Below are 20,091 nucleotides of genomic sequence, written 5' to 3' on the forward strand. Positions count from 1 at the left end.
ATGCGGGTGGCCGGCCTGTGGAGCGATTCCCATTCGGGTTTGATCGGCGTATGCGCTATAATCGCGCGTTTTAGAGTTGCACCCACAAGGCGCTGACTGTGATTGTATTTGACCAGGTACAGAAGTCCTATCAGGTAGGCGGCCGGGCGATCCCCGCGCTCCAGCCTACGGATATGGCCATTGAAACCGGCGAGGTGTTTGGCATCGTCGGTCATTCCGGGGCGGGAAAATCGACCCTGGTGCGTCTTATCAATTTGCTGGAACCGCCCACCGGCGGCCGCATCCTGATAGACGACGAAGATATCACCGGTTACTCCCCTTCCGAGCTTCGCGCGTTTCGCCGTAAAGTCGGGATGATCTTCCAGCACTTCAACCTGCTGTCCTCGAAGACGGTGGCGGATAACATTGCTTTCCCGATGAAGCTGGCCGGTATCTATTCGAAAACTGAAATACGGGATCGTGTCGAGGAGCTGCTGGCCCGGGTCAGCCTGACGGAGCATGCCAACAAGTATCCGTCCCAGCTTTCCGGTGGCCAGAAACAGCGCGTGGGTATTGCCCGCGCCCTGGCCTGCCGCCCGACGATTCTTCTGTGCGACGAAGCCACCAGTGCCCTGGACCCGCAAACCACCCAGTCGGTGCTCAAATTACTGGCGGATATTAATCGCGAACTCGGGCTGACCATCGTCCTGATCACTCACGAGATGGATGTGGTGCGCCGGGTCTGTGACCGTGTTGCGGTGATGGATGCCGGCCGTGTGGTGGAAATGGGGCCGGTCAGCGAGGTTTTCCTGCATCCCCAGCACCCGACCACCCGGGACTTCGTGTTCGAGAGTGAAAACATCGATAACCAGGAACTGCAGCAGGACCTGGAAAAGGCCGATGGCCGCATTCTGCGCCTGACCTTCAAGGGCGAGTCCACCTACCAGCCTCTGCTGGGCAGTGTGGCGCGGGAATCCGGCGTGGATTTCAGTATCCTGTCGGGACGCATCGACCACATCAAGGACACCCCCTACGGCCAGCTGACCCTGTCCCTGGTGGGTGGCGATCTGGATATCGCCATGAAGCAATTCGAAGCCGCTGATGTTCACGTGGAGGTGCTGCGCTGATGGAAGCCCTACTGAGTAACGTGGACTGGACCGAAATCGGCTGGGCCAGCTGGGATACCCTGATCATGGTGGGCATGTCCCTGCTGTTCAGCGTGGTCATCGGCCTGCCGATTGGCGTGCTGCTGTTTCTGACTGGCAAGCGTCAGTTGCTGGAACAGCCGGTGGCCTACTCGGTGTTGTCATTTGTGGTGAATGTGCTGCGTTCGGTGCCGTTTATCATTCTGCTGATCGTCATGATTCCGTTCACCGTGATGCTGATCGGTACCTCCCTGGGAGTGGCTGGCGCGATTCCTCCGTTGGTCGCCGGCGGCGCGCCCTTCTTCGCCCGTCTGGTGGAAACCTCCCTGCGGGAGGTGGACCGCGGCATCATCGAGGCCACCCAGGCCATGGGCGCGAGCGTGCGCCAGATCATCTTCGGCGCCCTGCTTCCGGAAGCCCTGCCGGGCATCATTGCCGGTGTCACCGTTACCGCCATTACCCTGGTTTCCTACGCCGCCATGTCCGGCGTTATCGGTGGCGGCGGTTTGGGTGACCTTGCTATCCGCTTCGGTTATCAACGATTCCAGACCGACGTCATGGTGATTACTGTGGCGTTACTGGTGATCTTTGTGCAGGTACTGCAGATGGTGGGCGACCGCCTCGTGCTGTACTTCAGCCGGAAATAACCACAGTTTGGGGGAAGCCGCCGACAGGCGCTGCGTCCCGAAAAACGCCCGTGAATACGTCCCTGTAGGGCTCGGTCGCGCCGTCCCTGGCGCTCCACGTTTTCGGGACGCAGCGCCTGTCGGCGGCCCGGGCCTCCAGTTAACCTCACAAACAATCGTTCCTAGAACAGGAGTACAGGTTATGAATCTGAAGAAGACTTTCGCGGCACTCGCTGCTGCTGCCACTTTTTCTGCTGCAGTTTCTGCTGACGAACTTTCCGTTGCGGCGACCCCGGTTCCCCACGCCGAGATCCTGGAATTCGTAAAGCCGATGCTGGCGGAAGACGGTGTGGAACTGGATGTGAAGGTATTCACTGACTACATCCAGCCGAACATCCAGGTGGACCAGGAGCGTATGGATGCCAACTTCTTCCAGCACCAGCCGTACCTGGACGAATTCAACGCCGGCCGCGGTACCGATCTGGTCACCGTCACCGGTGTTCACGTTGAGCCGTTCGGTGCCTACTCCAGCAAGATCGACTCTCTTGATGACCTGGAAGAAGGCTCTGTTGTTGCCATTCCGAACGACCCGACTAACGGCGGTCGTGCCCTGCTCCTGCTGCAGAAAGCGGGTCTGATCAAGCTGGCGGACGAGAGCAAGATCACCGCCACGCCCCGTGACATTGCCGAGAACCCGAAAGACCTCGACTTCAAGGAACTGGAAGCCGCAACCCTGCCGCGCATCCTGAACCAGGTTGATCTGGCACTGATCAACACCAATTACGCCCTCGAAGCGGGCCTGAACCCGTCTGAAGATGCCCTGGTGATCGAAGGTTCCGAGTCCCCGTATGTGAACATCCTGGTTGCCCGTCCGGACAACAAGGACAGCGAGGCGATGAAAAAGCTTGCCGCGGTACTCAAGTCAGAGGCGGTGAAGGACTTCATCATGGAGAAGTATGAAGGTGCGGTGGTTCCGGCTTTCTGATCAGTGCTGAATCGCATGACCATGAAACCGGCCCTTGTGGCCGGTTTTTTTGTGCCTGATGCACGTCCTGGCATCGAAATCCGGGTTGGCCCAATTGACGGTGGCCAAGGCAAGCATGTCAACGACCCGATGGGGGTGTCGGTGCAATAGTTGTGTTTCCTACAAATACAACAAAACCGGGGAAGTCGGATATGACAACGTCGAATCAAAACACCCTCAGGAAAGGCATCACCGCCCTGATTGCCGGGGCGATGCTGGTACTCTCAGCAGGTCCGGCCAGCGCTGGCTGGTTTGGTGGCAGTGACAGCAGCGAAACCAACCCGGGAAAGACTCGGGATGTCATCTTTGTGGGTAACAACTGGGAAGGCATGATCGACGTGGTGGATGCTTCAACGTATGACCGCCTGGGTCGTATCAATGGCATCCCCGACAAACGCCAGCGGTTGACAGAAATCTATCTCAATCCCGTCCGTCTGGCCTTCTTCGAGGGTATCCGTTACTTGATCGGTGAAGGTCACGACCAGTACGTGGATGACATGTACAGCAGTCCCGATGGCCGTTTGCTTATTGTGTCCAGGCCGAGCTTCGCCGACGTGGTGGCCATTGAAACGGCGACGGGAGATATTGCCTGGCGCTTCGAGGTGGAAGGCTACCGTTCTGACCATATGGCGATCTCTCCGGATGGAACCCAGGTGGCCGTTTCGGCCTCCACTGGTAATGTGGTGCACATCCTGGATGTGGAAACCGGGTCTGAGTTGGGATCGTTCCCGACGGGTAACTCGCCCCATGAGAATGTGTACTCCAAAGACGGCTCGAAAATCTATCACGCCAGCATCGGGCACGTGTTTACGCCATTGGACAACGACCTGATGGACTTCACCAAAGGTGAACGCGTGTTCCAGATTGTGGATGCGGACACCCTGGAGATTATTGAGAAATTCGACTTTGCGGAGAAGCTGAGCGCGGCGGGATATAACGAACTGAGCCCGGCCATCCGGCCCATGGCGCACACGCCAGACGAGCGATTCTTCTATTTTCAGCTGTCCTTCCTGCACGGTTTCGTGGAGTACGACATGGAGGAGGGGGTGGTTACCCGACTGGCGCGCCTGCCCAACCTGGTGCCGGACCTGCCTGAGGAACTGTACGTCAACGACTCGGCTCACCACGGTATTGCCATGAACGGTGCCGGTGACACCCTTTGTGTGGCAGGCACCATGAGCGACTACGTGGCGATCGTTGATCGGGAAACGTTTGGCTACCAGTTGCTGGAAGGTCTGGGCGAGAAGCCCTACTGGGTCACGTCCGATGCGTCCGGCAAGCACTGCTATATCTCGTGGAGCGGCACCGATCAGATGTCGGTGATTTCCTACAAAACGGCCACCGAAGTGGCCCGGATTGATGTCGGGGATCACCCCCAGCGTATCCGCGAGGGGCGAGTCCCGAGTAATTGGTAAGGCTTAATCACCGCCCCAGTTGGTCTTCGGGTCCGGTGTCATCCGCAGGTAGGATTTCACCGCCTTGTAGCCTTTGGGGAAACGCTGCTTGATTTCGTCCTCGTCCTGCAGCGACGGCACAATCACGACGTCGCCGCCACGTTCCCAGTTGCCCGGGGTGGCGACTTTGTGTTCGTCAGTCAGTTGCAGGGAGTCGATGACCCGCAGCACTTCGTTGAAATTGCGACCGGTGCTGGCCGGATAGGTAATGATCAGCCGCACTTTCTTGTTCGGGTCGATCACGAACAGCGAGCGCACGGTCAGGGTGGCATCGGCGTTCGGGTGGATCATGTCGTAAAGTTCGGAGACCTTCCGGTCTTCGTCGGCGATGATCGGGAAGTTGACCGAGCAGCCCTGGGTTTCTTCGATGTCCTTGATCCAATCTTTGTGAGACGCGACCGGGTCAACACTCAGGGCAATGGCCTTAACGTTGCGCTTGGCAAACTCGTCTTTCAACTTGGATGTGAGGCCGAGTTCCGTGGTACAGACCGGGGTAAAGTCGGCCGGGTGCGAAAACAGCACACCCCAGCTATCGCCCAGCCAATCATAGAATGAAATCGTGCCCTCACTGGATTCCTGCTGGAAATCCGGTGCGGTATCTCCGAGACGTAAGCTCATAGATCTTCCTCCATTGGTGGTGCTTCGAGAAACCTAGGGCCTCCTTCGGGCGGCCCCGAAGGATGGCTGTCGGTGTTATACAACATACTTGCGATTTACGTCGCCGGAATACAAGGGGGTCACTGCGTTCCGGACAGTTTCTGCTTTTCAAAGTGCTCTTTTGTAAGCTTGAACACCACCGGGCTCAGCAGCGCCAGGGCAATCAGGTTTGGCAGCGCCATCATCGCATTCAGGGTGTCGGCTACCAGCCAGACAAAGCCGAGATTCAGGGTCGCGCCCACGGGAATAGCGAGGATCCAGGCAACCCGGTATGGCACGATGGCTTTCACGCCGAACAGATATTCGACTGAGCGTTCGCCGTAGAACGACCAGCCAAGAATGGTGGTGAAGGCGAATACCGCCAGAGCAATGGCCACCAGATAATTACCCACGCCGGGCAAGGCCTCGGCGAAGGCCATGGAGGTCAGCTCGGCGCCGGACACGCCGGAGGTCCAGGTGCCGGAAGTTATGATCACAAGGCCGGTGATTGAGCAGATGATAATGGTGTCGATGAAAGTGCCGAGCATGGCCACCATGCCCTGATTGATCGGATTCTTGGTCTGTGCAGCCGCATGTGCGATGGGGGCGGAGCCCAGGCCGGCCTCGTTGGAGAAGACGCCGCGGGCGACACCAAAGCGGATAGCGGCCCATACTGCCGCTCCTGCGAAGCCGCCTTCGGCAGCAATCGGGCTGAAGGCGTGTTCGAATACCAGACTGAGTGCGGCGGGGATTTCAGCGGCATTAATGGCGAGCACGACGACGCCCGCAACCAGATAGGAGACCGCCATCAGCGGCACCAGGGCGCTGGCCACCTGGCCGATTCTGCGGATGCCACCAATTAGAACAGCGCCTACCAGAATCATCAGGATCAGCCCCGTTACCCAGTGTGGCAGCCCAAAGCTGGCTTCCATCACGTCCGCCACGGAGTTGGCCTGTACGGTGTTACCAATGCCGAAACCGGCGATGGCGGCAAAAACGGCGAACAAAAGGCCAAGCCAGGCCCACTTCTCGCCCAGACCGTTACGGATGTAGTACATGGGACCACCGACATGGGCGCCGCGCTCGTCCACTTCACGGTAGCGCACGGCCAGCACCGCCTCGGAGTACTTGGTGGCCATGCCCACCAGAGCCGTGAGCCACATCCAGAACAGGGCGCCCGGGCCGCCAAGGAACACGGCGGTGGCGACGCCGGCGATGTTACCGGTGCCGACGGTTGCGGAGAGGGCTGTCATCAGCGCCTGAAACGGCGGAATCTCGCCTTCAGACTCGGCGCCGGCGGCACTGCGCCCCTGCCATAACAGCCGGAATCCAGCCCCCAGTTTTATCACCGGCATCAGTTTCAGTCCCAGGCTCAGGAATAACCCCACGCCAAGGATCAGAACCAGCATGGGCGGCCCCCACACCAGCGAATTGATTTGACTGACAAAGGATGAAATGGCTTCCATGGGGATCTCCCGCTGTTGGTTGAATCGACGGTTGGATCGATGTCTGGGTGTTTGCCCTTGTGGGGCTTAAATCCTTGAGTTTAAGACAAAATTGGATTCTGTAAACCTTGGCCCGGGAAAACTGACCGGGATCATGTTCGCGGCAAACTCTGGGCGATAGTGTTTTCCTTTCGCCCGACCATTGCCTATCTTTATAGACAAGGGCTCTGGACGGGGCCTGCATCTGTCAGTAACGGGGAGGAGAGCTGCCCATGCGATCACTGAAAGTCTCGGATGTTATGTGGAATCACATTGAGCCGATTCGGTGCGGCACACCGTTGACCCGTGTTGTGAAGACCCTTCTGCACAACCATGTCACCGGATTACCAGTGGTGGATGACCATCGCCATGTTCTGGGATTTGTCTCGGAACAGGACTGTATTCACTCATTGCTGGTGAGCAGCTACCACTGCGAGGGTGATCCGATCGTTGACGACGTGATGTTCCGGGAACCGGTGACGATCTCTCCGGAGATGGCCGTCGTGGACCTGGCTCAGAACCTGGGTGCGGGTAAACCCAAGGTCTACCCGGTGGTCGATCACGGTAAGCTGATCGGTATTGTAACGAGGACAGCGATCCTGTCCGAGCTTGCCCGCACCGGATGCGGCATCGAAGCGCCAAAATACGCCGGTTCAGCAATCTGATACCAGGGTGGAATCAGGAACGAAAGCCCCAGATCAGGCTGAAATCCATGGACGGCATGATTTCGGGCTCTTCCAGAGCCCGGATGTTGTACTCCAGCAGACTGGTATCCCGCTCAAACGTGCCGCTGTAGCGATTACCCCTGGGGCCGAAGATGGCCTTCACGAACGGGCCGCGTGCTCTCACCGGGCGCGCGGTGACCACACCCACCTCGTTGTTATCCAGTCGCACCAGAATGCCTGGGGGATATTCTCCCAGCACCTGTAACAGCGCCTTTGGGATGGCCGGGCGAAAGCCGCCGTCGGCCAGGTGTGCGATCAGTTTTCGGGCATCCGTGACGTTCATCCGGCTGCGATAGGCCCGTTTGGTGATCATTGCAACGTATCGCTCCGAGAGCGCCAGAATTTCTGCTTCCGGGCGAATCTCGGTACCGCTGAGACCTCTCGGGTAGCCGCTACCATCGGCCTGTTCATGGTGTTGGGCAATGATTGCCAGCAAGAGTTTGTTGTCGATTCCTGCCGCCTTGAGGGCACGAATGCTTCGCTCCGGATGTTTGCGGATCACCTGCCGCTGCTCATCGGTCAGTATCTTGTTGGACTGATTGAGCTGATCGGCAATCGGGACCAGAGCGAGGTTGGCCGTGAGTGCCGCTGCCGTCAGGACACTGACTCGTTTTTCCTCAAGTCCGAACTGGCGGGCAATAAACTGGCTCAGGATGGCATAGAACAGGGTTTGCTCTAGGCTGGTTGGGCCGATGGAATAGAGGTGAACCAGGGCCAGGCTGGCATCGGGTGCCTCGGCGCACATCCGTTCCACCATCCGGCTCAAACCGAGCAAGCGCTTTTGGGCGGACGGATCTCCAGCAGTGATGGCAGCCAGAGTGGCTTCCAGGGTCTGTAACAGATCCGGGTAATCGGCAAAGGGATTCCGGTCCCGGTTGTCCTCGAACACCTCCTCATCCGGGCGGTCAATCTTCCGGGGTTTGAAACGGCCCCGTTCAAACAGCTGCTCCAGCTGGCTGTTGGTCTGGATCACATAGCCCTGGCGCAACAGCACGTTTCCATCGGAATCATAGACGTTCCATGGCAAGGGGCGGCCCAACTCGAGGGCCCCAGGGGCGATCCGTATTAGATTGTCCAAATCAGGGGTTCCAATTACTGCTTATTGTTCGAGGGTTCAGTTTAACTCCGTTTGGTCGCAGGCCTCCAGATTGCGCTGAAATGTAAAAAGTCGTTTTGCGCTAGCGACCAACTGGGAACCTTGCGCTATTCTAGGATGCTAAACAAGACCTTTGTCGGACAGCTGATCAATGTTCTACCGCCTGAAGACGGATTTCCGTCTTTCCATCATCACGTTGCTGGGTGCGAGTGCCCTCCTGGGCATTACGCCGTTTGCTGTGATGCGTTTCCTGCAGGGAAACAGCCTCGCGGGGACCGTTGATCTATCCATTATGCTGGGCATCGTATCCGGCGTTATCTACGCCTGGAAGACCGGCGATACCCGCCGCAGCGGTGTGGTACTGGCGGTTGTTGCCTGTGGCGGTGCGGTGACCGTAGGCACTGTTGTGGGTGAACCGGGGTTGTTCTGGCTCTACCCCTGTCTGGTAACGACGTTTTTCCTGGCGCCCCCGCGTCTCGCCATTTTTCTGAACCTGGCTTCGATTGTTGCCCTGCTTCTGTTGGACAAAGCCTTCGTGTCCAAGGTGCAGATGTGGTCATTCGCGGCCACGGCGGTGGTGGTCAGTGCCTGTGCCTATGTATTTGCTCACCGCAACCGCAACCAGCGTGAACGGCTTGAACACCTGGCTACCATCGACCCGCTCACCGGTGTGCGCAACCGGCGGGCCATGGATGAAGAGCTGGAACTGGCCGCCAGCCACGCGACGCGAAACGGCGTGCCCTACGCGGTTGTGCTTCTGGATATCGATCACTTCAAGAAGATTAACGACGAGTTCGGCCATGGCATCGGAGACCGGGTGCTGGTGGAGCTGGTGGCGTTGATTGAGCGGAATACCCGAAAAGCGGATCAACTGTTCCGCTACGGTGGTGAGGAATTTGTGCTGTTGCTGCCGGGAACGGATGGCGTTGGTTTGCGCGCTGTCATCCACAACCTGCAGCAGGTCATGCGCCGACACATGCGCTCGCCCGGCGGTGTGGTAACCGCCTCCTTTGGTGTCGCCCTGCTGCAAACCGGAGAAACCGTCGACAGCTGGTTGGCCCGGGCTGACTCAGCGCTTTATGAAGCGAAGGCCACCGGGCGGGACCGTATCATCTATGCGGATGAGCTGAAGGCTCAAACCGGAACAGCCGCCAACTTAGCAGAATGCTCGCAGACGTAAGTCCACCGGTCAGCCCCACCCAGAAACCCGCAGCCCCCATCGCAGGTGTGATGGCATCCGTGAACGTCAGTACGTAGCCCAGAGGCAGGCCGATGCCCCAGAAGGAAAACAGCATGATGTACATGGGGATACGGGTATCCTTGTAACCACGGAGCGCGCTGATACAGGTGACCTGGATAACGTCCGCAATCTGGAACAGGGCCGCGAAGGTCAGCAGGCGAATGGTCACCGCCTGAACGTCGGCATCACCGGTGTAGAGAGCCGCAATGGCGCCGGAAAACAGCCACAGCGACAGCGCGAAAATCAGGGCTGTTGCCGATGCCAGAATGAGTGAGCTTCGGGAAATCAAGCGGGCGGTATCCGGTGCACCCGCGCCGATGAGAAAGCTGACCCGGAGTGTGAGGGCCATGCCAATGCTCAGGGGCAGCATAAACAACAGCGACACCACATTCAGCGCAATCTGGTGTCCCGCCACAACGACTGGGCCAAGGGGGGCGAGGAACAGGGCAATCACCGCGAACATGCTGGCCTCCACAAAGATGGTGAAGCCGATCGGTACCCCGAGTCTGAGGATGTAGATCAACCCCGCCACATCGGGCTTTGCCCAGTCTGCCAGCAGATGGAAGCGCTGGTAGACCTTGCTTTTGTTCAGATACACCAGCAGCGCAATGGCGGCAACGCCATTGGACAGCGAGGTTGCCCAGCCGCAGCCAACACCGCCCATGGCGGGTAATCCGAGCTTGCCGTAGATGAACACGTAGTTGAGAGGCAGGTTGAGGAGGGTACTCATGACCGAAAACGCCATGATCACACGGGTGTGTCCAAGGCCATCGGTGAGGCCCCGCAACGCGGTCATCAGCAACAGCGCGGGAACGCCCCAGGAAAACGCATCCAGATAGCCCTGGGTGATGCCTGCAGTATGGGCTTCCAGCTCAAGTATGGACAGCACCGGGTGCACGTTGGTCAACAGCAGGATCATCACCACTGAACCAGCGGCGGCGAGATAGAGCCCCTGCCATGTCGTCGGCATGATCCGGTCCAGATTCCTGGCGCCGTTGTAACCCGAAATGATTGGCTGCAGCGCACCGAGCAACCCCATGAAGAACAGGAACAGGGGCATCCACAGGCTGCCGCCGATACCGACCGCCGCCAGATCTTCAGCGCTCGCATGGCCCGCCATAACCGTGTCGATCACGCCGTTCGCCATCTGGGCCAGTTGCGCGATGAGAATGGGACCACCAAGAACAGACAGGGTGCGCCACTCGGACAGGGTCCGGGATACCAGGGGTTGGCGGGCTTCCGGTAATGGCTGATGGGTTTCGTCCATGGCTCTGACGCTGTCCTTTGGTTTCGAGGGGGCTGTTCAACGGGATCGGGAGCAGCATGTTACCCGATCCGATGCTGGCCGGGCATCGGGGGTTTCCCTGCGGTCCGGCGCTGACAGATTGAGGCAAACACGTTACAGTACGCGCCTTGAACGGCACAGGTGTTGAGCGCATGGGTTTACTGGTTTTTGTCACCGTCCTCTGGGCATTTTCTTTCAGTTTGATTGGTGAATTTCTCGCTGGCCACGTAGACAGTGACTTCGCCGTGCTCAGCCGCGTCCTGCTCGGTGCTCTGATCTTCCTGCCGTTTACCCGCTGGCGGGGGGTGCCCCCAGGCATGAAACTGGGCATCCTGGTGACCGGCATGCTCCAGTTCGGCATCACCTATCTGTGCCTGTACCGCTCGTTCAGTTACCTGACGGTGCCTGAAGTGCTGCTGTTTACGATCTTCACGCCCCTGTACGTCACCTTGCTGGATGACGCCCTGTTCCGCCGTTTCTCCCCCATGGCGCTGGTCGCGGCGGCCATTGCCACCGTCGGCGCGGGGATTATCCGTTACGATGGTCTCAGCGAGGACTTCATCACCGGTTTCCTGTTGTTGCAGGTCGCCAACTTCACCTTTGCTGCCGGCCAGGTCGGCTACAAGCATGTGATGCAGCATTACACCCTTGAGTTGCCGGCCTTCCGGACCTTTGGTTACTTCTTTTTTGGCGCTTTGGTCATAGCTCTGCCCTCCTTCCTGATATTCGGCAACCCCGACAAGTTGCCGGCGACCGGGTTGCAGTGGGGGATCCTGGCGTGGCTGGGGCTGGCGGCGTCCGGCCTGGGGCTGTTCCTTTGGAATCGGGGTGCCTGCCATGTGGATGCCGGCACGCTGGCAATCATGAATAATGCCCTGGTACCCGCTGGCCTGGTGGTCAATCTGCTGATCTGGAACCGGGATGCTGACCTGCTGCGACTCGCGGTCGGTGGTGCCGTTATTGCCTTTTCGCTCTGGGTCAATGCACGTTTTCACCCTCGCGCCCGCCTTGCCGTTGCCTGATAAGTAGCAACACGGACTAAGGTTTTCCCCCTTCCCGCCGTTAAACTTGCTTGCCCAAGGATACCTTTGACGGATATCAAGAATGTTCGTCAGGGGCTAGCCTTGCATTGATTATTATTTCTCCCAGGCAGGGCCGACTCGGAAAAAGGCAAGCGAATGCGTAAAAACCTCCCCGTAACCCAGCGAGAAGTGACCATGCGTGAGGGCGGCCGGTTGATCACAACCACCGACCTGAAAGGCGTGATCACCTACTGCAACGACGAATTCGTCGAGATCAGCGGATTCTCGCGGGATGAGTTGATCGGCCAGGCCCATAATCTGATCCGTCATCCGGACATGCCCCAGCCGGTGTTCAAGGACATGTGGGAATACCTCAAGGCCGGGAAATCCTGGATGGGCGTGGTCAAGAACCGTGCAAAGTCCGGGGATCATTACTGGGTCAGTGCCTATGTGACGCCCATCCTCGAGAATGGCCGGATGACCGGATACGAGTCTGTGCGGGTCGCCCCCACCCGGGAGCAGGTGGCGCGGGCCGAGACGCTCTACAAGCGCATTTCCGACGGCAAATCCCTGAGCAGCGTGGGGGGGCGTCTGATGTCCGTTCTCAAATCGGGGTGGCCCTTTATCCTGTCGCTGGTGCTGAGCCTTGTGGCCCTGCAGTTTGATCAGAAATGGCTGGCCGGCGGTGTAATTGTCGTTGGTCATTTGCTGGGTGCAGGTTTGCTGCTGCGCTCGGTAACTGCCAGGCTCAAAAACCTGCTGGCCCAGCGGCCTGATGCATTCCAGGATCCGGTGGTTGCGCGAACCTACAGTGATGAGAGCGGGTTGTTCTCGCAGCTATCCATGGTGCTGATCAGCGAAGAGGCGCGAATCCGCACGGTGCTGGCCCGTATCGAGGATCAGGCGGAACTGCTCTACGAGCACGCCAGGGCTTCCCACGGTTATATTCGCGATGGTGCCGATGCCATTGCCCGTCAGCGCGCGGAGACCGAGCAGACCGCCTCGGCGATTACTGAAATGACCGCGTCCATTCAGGAGGTCACCGAATCCGTGACGGGCAATGCCCGAGCCGCCGAGGAGGCGAACCGGCTGGCGGGCGTGGGCAGCGAACGCAGTGCCGAGGCCCTGGGCGCCATTGAAGAACTGGTGACTCGGGTGAACGGTATTGGCGACACCATTGGTAAACTCGGGGAGTCCACCAACAGCATTGGTGAAGCTGCCAGCCTGATCTCCGACATTGCCGACCAGACCAATCTGCTGGCCCTCAACGCCGCCATTGAAGCCGCCAGGGCTGGAGAACAGGGGCGCGGCTTTGCCGTGGTCGCTGATGAAGTCCGTTCCCTTGCTGCCCGAACCCGGGAATCCACCGTCAAAATCCAGGATGTGATCGACGATTTCCGCACCCAGGTTGAATCGGCCGTGCAGGCAACCCGTGATGGCGAAGCCGTTGCCGGCCAGGGACTGGACAGGGTTCGTGAGGCCGAGAATTCGCTTCGGGATATTGTGACCTCCATCGGCACCATTTCTGACAGCTTCATCAGCATGTCAGCAGCGTTTGAAGAACAGGCCCAGGTGTCTGAGGAGATCAATGGTCAGATCGTCAACATTGCCGAGCTGGCCGACTTCAGCGATCAGCAGGCGGACGCCGCCAAGAAGGGCAGCGACGAACTCAGTACCATGTCTCGGGGTCTGAAGGATCTTGTTTCCAGATTTATCAGTAAAAACTGACGGTTAAATCACAGAGCCTTGCCGCAGCGCCGGCTCCGGGCGCTGCAACACTGGCGCCGGCGGTTCATGGCTGGCAGAATTCCGCTCCAATTGCCGGCAGCAAAGCTCCGGTAGCCAACTATTTGCGTATTCCCTAGCCAAAAGCACAGGAAAACATCATGAGCAACTCCACCCCGGTTTCGGACAGCGGAGCGGATCGTGGCCTCTGGTCCTCACGACTGGCCTTTATCCTGGCCGCCACCGGTTCTGCAGTCGGCCTTGGTAACATCTGGAAATTTCCGTACGTCACGGGTGAAAATGGCGGCGGTGCATTCGTCATTGTTTACCTGATCTGTATCGCCGTCCTCGGCATTCCCATCATGATGGCTGAGGTTTTTGTCGGTCGGAATGGCCGTCATAACCCCATCACCAGTATGCGCCTCGTTGCGGAGCGTAACCTGAAGTCGCCGCTGTGGCGGGTGTCGGCCATCGTCGGTATGATCGCCGCCTTTGCCATTCTGTCTTTTTATTCTGTTATTGGCGGGTGGGCAGCGTCCTACATCGGCCATGCGGCCCAGGGTGACTTTACCGGGGGCACTGCGGATTCCATCGGTGAGCTTTTTGGGGGCCTTCTGGCCAGCCCAGGACAGCTTCTGATCTGGCACACGGTATTCATGGCGCTGGTGATTCTGGTGGTATCCCGTGGTTTGAAAGGTGGTCTTGAGCGTGCTGCCACCATTCTGATGCCAGCCCTGTTTTTGCTTCTGATTGTTGCGGTGGGCTATGCCACCACCACGGGTCACTTCGGTGAGGCGGTGGACTTCCTGTTCACGCCGGACTTCGGGGCGCTCTCGATCAACGGTGTTCTGATCGCGCTGGGCCATGCCTTCTTCACCCTGAGCCTGGGTATGGCGATCATGATGGCCTATGGCTCCTACCTGGGCCGTGACGTGTCCATTGCCAGAACGGCCGTCAGCGTTGCCTTTATGGATACGGTTGTGGCGCTTATGGCTGGCCTGGCCATCTTCCCGGTGGTGTTTGCCAACGGCCTCGAGGCGGGTGCCGGGCCGGGGCTGATTTTCCAGACGCTGCCCCTGGCTTTCGGTAATATGCCCATGGGTGGTCTGTTCGGAACCCTGTTCTTCGTGCTGCTGTTGTTTGCCGCCTGGACCTCCGGTATTTCCCTGCTGGAGCCAGTGGTGGAATGGGTCGAGGAGAGAACCTCTCTGGCCCGCTCTGGCAGTGCCATCCTCGTGGGTGTGTTGTGCTGGGCGCTGGGGATTGCCTCCATCCTGTCACTCAATGTCTGGTCCGATGTGGCACCACTGGATATGTTCGCGCGGTTTGAAGGCAAGACCATCTTTGATCTTCTGGACTTCTTCACCGCCAACGTACTGCTGCCGCTGTCAGGCTTGCTGACCGCGATTTTTGTGGGCTGGTTTGTGGCCAAGGAATCGTTGATGCGGGATCTGAACCTTGAGGGCGTGGGCTTCAGCCTCTGGTATAACCTGATCCGGTTTGTCACCCCGGTGGCGGTGATCATCGTCTTTGTCTACAACCTGACGGCCTGAGGCCGTCAGTCCCGGGCGTTGTCCGCTCTTTGCTCAAACGGCAAACCTGGCCACCTGCGTGCGCAGGCTGTCGCCAAGGTTGGCCAGTTCGGTGCTGGCGGATGACACCTGCTCGGTGGATGAGGCCGTTGAATCACTGACATCCCGGATTCGGGTGAGATTCTGGTTGATGTCCTCGGCCACCGAGGTCTGTTGCTCTGCTGCCGTCGCAATCTGCTGGTTCAGGCGATGGATATTGTCCACAGCCCGGGTTATTTCCTGAATAGCCGATCCGGTATTGTGGGCGGTGGTCAGGGTTTCGTCGGCCAGTTGTGCGCCGGCTTCCATCACCGACACGGTCTCTTCCGCACTGTTGACCAGCCGGGAGATCAGTTCTTCGATTTCTGACGCCGATCCCTGTGTCCGCTGAGCCAGTGACCGGACCTCGTCTGCCACGACAGCAAATCCCCGTCCCTGTTCACCTGCCCGAGCGGCCTCGATAGCGGCATTCAAGGCGAGCAGGTTGGTCTGTTCAGCCACCGACTTGATCACATCCAGCACGGTTCCGATGTTGCGGGTGTCGGACTGCAATCCATGCAGGCGTTCCTGCACAGTAGACACTTGCTGGTTCAGATCCGTGACCCGTGACAGAGTCTGCTCGACGGCTTGTTCGCCCACCCTTGCCTTGGCACTGGCGTCGGAGGCCGCGCTCGAAGCTGCCTCGGCATTGCGGGCTACCTCACCCACGGTGGCCACCATCTCATTCATGGCGGTAGCGACCTGATCGGTCTGGTCCCGCTGCTCGGTAACGCCCCGACTGTTTTGGGTGGTCACGGCGGTAAGCTGTGAAGAGGATGCGGCGATGTCCCGGGCGTTGCCGTCAATCTGGTTCACCAGGTTACGCAGGTTCACGATCATCTCACCCAGTGCATTGAGGAGCTGGCCGGACTCGTCGGCGCGTTTGCTGGTAATGCTGTCCCGGAGATCGCCCTCGGCAACCTTCCTGGCGGCACCGACTGCCTCGCGAATCGGACGGACAATCAGGCGGGTCAGAAGCAGGGACAGGGCCACGCCAATCAGGATAGAGACGCCAGTGGCGACGGAGATGGCCAGGGTGGCTCGTTGCTGCTCATCAACCATGCGTGCCGCCTGGTTGGACTGGAGTTTGGAGGCAGCCTGAAGCCCGGCCATGGCGGTGGCTTCCATGGTGCTCTCCAGCTCTGCAGTCTGCTGGATTTTGCCGGCGGTCGTGTGGAAGGCAGCGGCGTAGCTGTTGAACAGGCTGGACACTTCCTCCTTTTCGCTGGTGTTCAGGGATGAAGAGCGGATGGACGCGAGGGTCCGGTCCAGACGATCATCGAACTGGTGAATGGATTTCTCCTCACGGGAGATCAGGAAGTTCCGCTCTTCCCGTCGCATCTGTTTGAACATGGCCGTGGCCAGGTAGAGCCTGGACTCATTGTTCATGTGTGCTTCCAGCACACGTCCTTCCATGGTGAGCTGTTCGGTGGCAAGGGTGGTCTCTGACAGTGTGGCGGCAACCTGTTGCAGCAGACTGGCATAGCGTCCGGCATCTGCCTTGATCGTGTCCACGGCGGACGCTCGCTCGCTGGGGATCATGGTTAGCAATTTGTCTGCGGTAGCAACCACCTGGTCGAGCCGTTCCGTCGCCTGATCGACATAGGCCGGATCCTTGTGGAGCAGGAATTTTGTCTCTTCAGCGCGGGCCTTCAGGAATCCGGATTCCAGTTTGCTGGTCAGCACAATCCTGTCGGCGCTTTGCCCGTAACGGTCCAGCGCGGTGGCCCCGATAATGCCGGTGGCGACGGCCAGGGTGATCAAAATGGCAAATCCGATGGCGAGTTTGTGACCGATGGTCAGCGTGAAGGCGCTAAAAAAATGAGCAGGCGACAGCATTTCTGCACTCTCGATGTTGTTGTTTTAGGAAAGCGAGAAGGGGCCCGTAAGAAACGGGCCCCGGTATTCAGATCAGAAGAACAGATCGGGCAGCCAAGTGGCGATTTCCGGGAAGATCATGATCAGGATGATGCCGATAATCTCCACGATGACAAACGGAATGATGGACTTGTAGATGTCCTTCATGGTGATCCAGGATGGCACCACACCTTTCAGGTAGAACAGGTTGAAGCCGAAGGGCGGGGTCATGTACCCGATCTCCATGTTGATCACGAACAGAATGCCGAACCAGATCGGGTCAAAGCCCAGGGATTCAACGATGGGCATGAACACCGGCAGGGTAATCAGCATGATGCCCACAGGGTCCAGCACCATGGCCAGCAGGAACACGATCACCATCATGGCGATGATGACGCCCCAGGGGCCGCCGGGAATCATGGCGATCAATCCCTCAATCAGTTCCTGGGCGCCCATACTCTGATAGGCGGCGCTGAATGCGTGAGCGGCAAACAGGATCCACATGATCATGCCGGTGAGCTTGAACGTGCGGATGGCCGCTTCCTGCAGGATGCTCCATTTGAACTGGCGGTAAACCGCAGCGGAGATCAGCGCGCCGAAAACACCCATGGCAGCCGCTTCCGTCGGAGTGGTGATGCCACCGATGATGGAGCCCAGAACCATCACCACCACGCCGATAGGCAACAACACCGCACGCAGTGCCCGGAATTTCTCCGGCCAGGAACCGCGCTCCTCTTTTGGCAGCGCCGGTGCGAGTTCGGGTTGGAGATGTGCCCGAACCAGGATGTAGATGGCGGTCAGCACCATCAGCAGAATGCCGGGCATGATGCCCGCCGCAAACATTTGCCCGACGGACACACCGGTGATCAGGGCGTAGAGGATCATCAGAATGCTTGGCGGGATCAGAATGCCCCAGCCGCCACCGGTGTTGATGACACCGAGGGCCATGTTTTTGTCATAACCGCGTTCCAGCATCGACGGCAGGGCAATGGTGCCCATAGCAACCACTGCCGCGCCACTGATGCCGACCATGGCGGCGAATACGGCGCAAATCCCCAGGGTACCCAGGGCCAGGCCGCCTTTCAGGCCTCCGCACCATAGATGCATCATGCGGTAGAGGTCTTTGGCCACGCCGGTCCGTTCAAGAATCATGGCCATGAACACAAACAGTGGAATGGCCACCAGGGTAAAGCTGCCCATGGTGCCCCAGATCTGCGAGGCGACCATGTAGAAGGAGTCAAACCCCCAGGTGAAATACAGGAACACAACGGACACGCCGCCCAGTACGAACGCCAGAGGCAGGCCCAGTAACAGAAAGAATAACAGGGTGCCGAAGAACAGCAGGGTCAGGACTTCAATACTCACAGCTGCTCTCCTTCAGATTCGGTTTCATCGGGGGTGTAGTAATCCAGGTTGAAAGCAACCGCGATGTCCTCAAGCAATTTGACCAGACCCTGTAACACCAGCAGGGCCGTACCTATCGGAATCGCCAGCTTCACCGGCCAGATATGCGGGTTCCAGGCGGAATAAGACGTTTCCCAACTGGACATGGATTCGCGGGCCATATCGATACCAAACCAGAGCAGGGCAAGGGTGAATGTAAAGAACACCAGCGAGGTCACGATATCCACCGAAGCCCGTTTTCTGGGCGCCAGGTGGGAGTGCAACAGGTCTACATTGACGTGGCCACGGTGGGCCATGATGTAGCCTCCGGACATAACGGCGTAAATACCGAACAGCATCTGTGTGAGCTCGTTCGTCCATACCGTTGGCGAGTTGAACAGGTAGCGGAAACCTACCTCGAGTAGAAGGAATGCGAACATGGCGAACACGAGGAGGGCTATCCATCGCCCGATGTAGTCATTGAGACGGGTGATCCCTCTCATGAAGGCGGCAATCATCGCACCCATGGCACTCTCCATACGTTCAATAGTGTCCAGGAGGACATGGTTTCAGAGTAAAAAAGCCGGGGCACGATGCCCCGGCCTGTTTCATTCAGTATTGCAGGATCAGAGGTAGCCGAGGTCCGACAGATAGGACTTCAGCATATCCAGTGCTTTCTTGGCGTTGTCGCCGCGCTCACCTTCGGCGTCCCACATCTTCTGGGCTGTTGCGACCAGCTTGTCCTGAACGTCGGCAGGAAGCTCGGTGACTTCAACGCCCTGTTCAGCGATTGCTTTGGCAAGTGTGATGCGCTCCTTGTACTGGTATTCGTTGGTGCGAATCCAGAACTGCTCCTGCAGGGCATCCTTGACGGTTTTCTGCATGTCTGCCGGCAGCTTGTCCAGAGCCTTTTGGCTGACGATGATCACGTCAGTGCCTGCAATGTTCAGCGCAGGCTTAACATGGTACTTGGCGACTTCGTACAGACCCATGCTGTAGGCACCCTGGGCAGCACCCCAGTGTGCGCCGTCCACGATGCCGGAATCGACGGCTGAGTAGAGTTCGCTGCCAGGAATGTAGGATGCTGCAGCACCGGCTTCGGTGAGAAACTTCTGCAGGGCACCGGAAGACCGCAGCTTCAGGCTGGTGAAATCGTCCCAGCTGTTGATCGGCTTCTTGACCACCATTTCGGTGGGGTAGACTTTGTCGGTTGCCCAGTAAACACCGTGCTGGGCAGCCTCATCCCGCAACATCTGCTCGAAGCCCAGGTTCTGGTGGAAGTAAGCTGCTTCCCAGACATTACGGAAGGCAAATGGCAGGCCGGAGGCGATGCCAGCCAGAGAGATCTTGTCCTGGGCATAGGCCGGGGAGATGGTGCCCATCTCCAGGATGCCGCGACTGACGGCGTTAAAGGTTTCCTTGGCTTTGAACAGGGCGCCTGCTTCATACAGTTTGAGTTTCAGGCGGCCATCTGTGCGTTCGTCCAGAACGCGTTGCAGTCGAACAAGGCTATCGGTGTAGGAACTACTCGATCCCGGCCAATGAGACTGTACTTTCCAGGTGAAGGTTTCCTGCGCGGCAGCTGGGCCGGCACTCAGGATCGTGGCTGCTCCCAGGGTAAAGGCTGACGCGTAGGCGGTCAGGTTCTTGCGGATGTTGGCGATGAGCTTCATGACTGTGCCTCACTCGTTGTTGTATTGTTTTGCTTCCGGTTGTCTCGTCTTCACATTTCGCTGTGCAGAATAAACAACTGCACAGTGAATTGTGTTCAATGAATCTATCACAAGATTGGTGTTTTGC

Annotated in this window: 17 protein-coding genes; 9 read left to right on the forward strand and 8 right to left on the reverse strand. The window is 58.5% G+C overall.

Going from position 1 to position 20,091, the window contains the following annotated elements:
- The first annotated feature begins 98 nt into the window (after window positions 1-98).
- The 4 genes from D777_RS14695 (at window position 99) to D777_RS14710 (ending at window position 4,189) form a co-directional block, all read left to right on the forward strand.
- Entirely contained in the window at window positions 99-1,106 is a 1,008-nt protein-coding gene (locus tag D777_RS14695) for a methionine ABC transporter ATP-binding protein (protein ID WP_036133736.1), read from the forward strand.
- Complete coding sequence (locus tag D777_RS14700) at window positions 1,106-1,771, forward strand: methionine ABC transporter permease (protein WP_036133739.1); 666 nt, start codon at window positions 1,106-1,108, stop codon at window positions 1,769-1,771. The genes D777_RS14695 and D777_RS14700 overlap by 1 nt, the downstream gene beginning before the upstream one ends.
- Window positions 1,772-1,952: 181 nt before the next feature.
- On the forward strand, window positions 1,953-2,735 hold the full coding sequence (locus D777_RS14705) for a MetQ/NlpA family ABC transporter substrate-binding protein (RefSeq protein WP_036133741.1): 783 nt from the start codon (window positions 1,953-1,955) through the stop codon (window positions 2,733-2,735).
- A gap of 191 nt (window positions 2,736-2,926) precedes the next feature.
- Window positions 2,927-4,189 (forward strand): YncE family protein, encoded by a 1,263-nt coding sequence (locus tag D777_RS14710; protein ID WP_036133746.1) that lies wholly within the window; start codon window positions 2,927-2,929, stop codon window positions 4,187-4,189.
- Window positions 4,190-4,192: 3 nt separating this feature from the next.
- On the opposite strand, the gene D777_RS14715 is transcribed toward D777_RS14710, so the two are convergent.
- Window positions 4,193-4,846 carry a peroxiredoxin gene (locus D777_RS14715; RefSeq protein WP_036133749.1) on the reverse strand — a complete coding sequence of 218 codons (654 nt, stop codon included), beginning with the start codon at window positions 4,844-4,846 and terminating at the stop codon, window positions 4,193-4,195.
- 119 nt (window positions 4,847-4,965) lie between these two features.
- On the reverse strand, window positions 4,966-6,330 hold the full coding sequence (locus tag D777_RS14720; protein ID WP_036133753.1) for an alanine/glycine:cation symporter family protein: 1,365 nt from the start codon (window positions 6,328-6,330) through the stop codon (window positions 4,966-4,968).
- A 251-nt stretch (window positions 6,331-6,581) separates the two neighbouring features.
- Here D777_RS14720 and D777_RS14725 point away from each other — a divergent pair, with 251 nt between their 5' ends.
- Entirely contained in the window at window positions 6,582-7,013 is a 432-nt protein-coding gene (locus D777_RS14725; protein ID WP_036133756.1) for a CBS domain-containing protein, read from the forward strand.
- 13 nt (window positions 7,014-7,026) lie between these two features.
- Here the strand turns inward: D777_RS14725 and D777_RS14730 are convergent, their stop codons facing one another.
- Entirely contained in the window at window positions 7,027-8,151 is a 1,125-nt protein-coding gene (locus D777_RS14730) for an HD-GYP domain-containing protein (RefSeq protein WP_036133759.1), read from the reverse strand.
- A gap of 169 nt (window positions 8,152-8,320) precedes the next feature.
- Here D777_RS14730 and D777_RS14735 point away from each other — a divergent pair, with 169 nt between their 5' ends.
- On the forward strand, window positions 8,321-9,349 hold the full coding sequence (locus D777_RS14735; protein ID WP_051669129.1) for a GGDEF domain-containing protein: 1,029 nt from the start codon (window positions 8,321-8,323) through the stop codon (window positions 9,347-9,349).
- On the opposite strand, the gene D777_RS14740 is transcribed toward D777_RS14735, so the two are convergent.
- Window positions 9,279-10,676, reverse strand: coding sequence for an MATE family efflux transporter (locus D777_RS14740; protein WP_036133762.1), 1,398 nt, complete (start codon window positions 10,674-10,676; stop codon window positions 9,279-9,281). The genes D777_RS14735 and D777_RS14740 overlap by 71 nt on opposite strands.
- A gap of 170 nt (window positions 10,677-10,846) precedes the next feature.
- Between D777_RS14740 and D777_RS14745 the strand changes: the two genes are divergently transcribed.
- The 3 genes from D777_RS14745 (at window position 10,847) to D777_RS14755 (ending at window position 14,994) form a co-directional block, all read left to right on the forward strand.
- Window positions 10,847-11,716, forward strand: a complete 870-nt coding sequence (locus tag D777_RS14745; protein WP_036133764.1) for a carboxylate/amino acid/amine transporter — start codon at window positions 10,847-10,849, stop codon at window positions 11,714-11,716.
- Window positions 11,717-11,872: 156 nt separating this feature from the next.
- On the forward strand, window positions 11,873-13,444 hold the full coding sequence (locus D777_RS14750; RefSeq protein ID WP_036133768.1) for a methyl-accepting chemotaxis protein: 1,572 nt from the start codon (window positions 11,873-11,875) through the stop codon (window positions 13,442-13,444).
- A 158-nt stretch (window positions 13,445-13,602) separates the two neighbouring features.
- Window positions 13,603-14,994, forward strand: a complete 1,392-nt coding sequence (locus D777_RS14755) for a sodium-dependent transporter (protein ID WP_036133770.1) — start codon at window positions 13,603-13,605, stop codon at window positions 14,992-14,994.
- A gap of 33 nt (window positions 14,995-15,027) precedes the next feature.
- On the opposite strand, the gene D777_RS14760 is transcribed toward D777_RS14755, so the two are convergent.
- From D777_RS14760 to dctP, 4 genes are all read right to left on the reverse strand, one after another.
- Window positions 15,028-16,890, reverse strand: coding sequence for a HAMP domain-containing methyl-accepting chemotaxis protein (locus tag D777_RS14760; RefSeq protein WP_036133773.1), 1,863 nt, complete (start codon window positions 16,888-16,890; stop codon window positions 15,028-15,030).
- Window positions 16,891-16,962: 72 nt separating this feature from the next.
- Window positions 16,963-18,273 (reverse strand): TRAP transporter large permease, encoded by a 1,311-nt coding sequence (locus tag D777_RS14765; protein ID WP_036133776.1) that lies wholly within the window; start codon window positions 18,271-18,273, stop codon window positions 16,963-16,965.
- Window positions 18,270-18,818, reverse strand: a complete 549-nt coding sequence (locus tag D777_RS14770) for a TRAP transporter small permease subunit (RefSeq protein WP_036133779.1) — start codon at window positions 18,816-18,818, stop codon at window positions 18,270-18,272. The genes D777_RS14765 and D777_RS14770 overlap by 4 nt, the downstream gene beginning before the upstream one ends.
- A 99-nt stretch (window positions 18,819-18,917) precedes the next feature.
- Window positions 18,918-19,964, reverse strand: a complete 1,047-nt coding sequence (gene dctP, locus D777_RS14775; RefSeq protein WP_036133782.1) for a TRAP transporter substrate-binding protein DctP — start codon at window positions 19,962-19,964, stop codon at window positions 18,918-18,920.
- Window positions 19,965-20,091 lie beyond the last annotated feature (127 nt).

The sequence above is a fragment of the Marinobacter nitratireducens genome, assembly GCF_000708045.1.
Taxonomy (GTDB): domain Bacteria; phylum Pseudomonadota; class Gammaproteobacteria; order Pseudomonadales; family Oleiphilaceae; genus Marinobacter; species Marinobacter nitratireducens.